This window comes from Allokutzneria sp. NRRL B-24872 (assembly GCF_002155965.1).
Classification (GTDB): Bacteria; Actinomycetota; Actinomycetes; order Mycobacteriales; family Pseudonocardiaceae; genus Allokutzneria.
This window is the reverse complement of record NZ_MUMH01000405.1, coordinates 1-729: the sequence shown is the minus strand read 5'-3', so window position 1 is coordinate 729 and position 729 is coordinate 1. Positions and strand designations below refer to the sequence as shown.

1 protein-coding gene is annotated in these 729 nt (G+C 63.5%); it reads left to right on the top strand.

Features of this window, described 5'->3' with window-relative positions; all coding sequences use genetic code 11:
• Nucleotides 1-176 precede the first annotated feature (176 nt).
• Nucleotides 177-729, top strand: a 553-nt coding sequence (locus CCN37_RS38345) for a hypothetical protein (RefSeq protein WP_210408426.1), incomplete at its 3' end; no start/stop codon positions are given.

Below are 729 nucleotides of genomic sequence, written 5' to 3'. Positions count from 1 at the left end.
CTTTGGGGTCGGGCCCCGGGGAAATCTGACCCTCATCACCCGTCATCACCCCTGCTCACTCCTACCGTGCTGGGCTCGTGCTGGGATGCTGGCGAGGCTCCCATGACTTGTGGGCTCGGCTCCGCAGGCGGGGGAGCGGATGCGGTCGAGTTTCGTGCGCTCACACTTTCTTCACGATGTTGAAGCCTCTCGTGGAAACAAATCTGCACCTGCGCGACGTTGTTGATCCCCTAGCCGAGGAGGGGAAGGTGTCAGGTCTGAAGCTCTTCCACACGACGAAGAGCGGTGTGATCGAGGTCATGCCGCGTCTTGCTCAAGTCGAGGCCGATGTGCAGAGCCTCATCGAGGCGCATATGGAGACATTGCTGGGCGTCACGTTCCTCGCGAGCGAGTACGTCATCGACTGCGTCGACGGAGGGCGGATCGATTCCCTGGGGCTCGACGAGAACCAGGCGCCTGTGGTCGTCGAGTACAAGCGCGGCACATCAGCCGGCGTGATCAATCAGGGCCTCTACTACATGGCGTGGCTGACGGCACACAAGGATGCCTTCCGGAACCTAGTCCGCGACCGGCTCGGGGCCTCGGCCGCGTCCCAGGTCCTGTGGAGCGCACCGCGGCTGATCTGCGTCGCTGGCGACTTCACCCGCTATGACGCGCACGCCGTACGCGAGCACCGGCGGAGCATCGACCTGGTCCGCTATCGGTACTTCGGCAACGATCACATCGGTC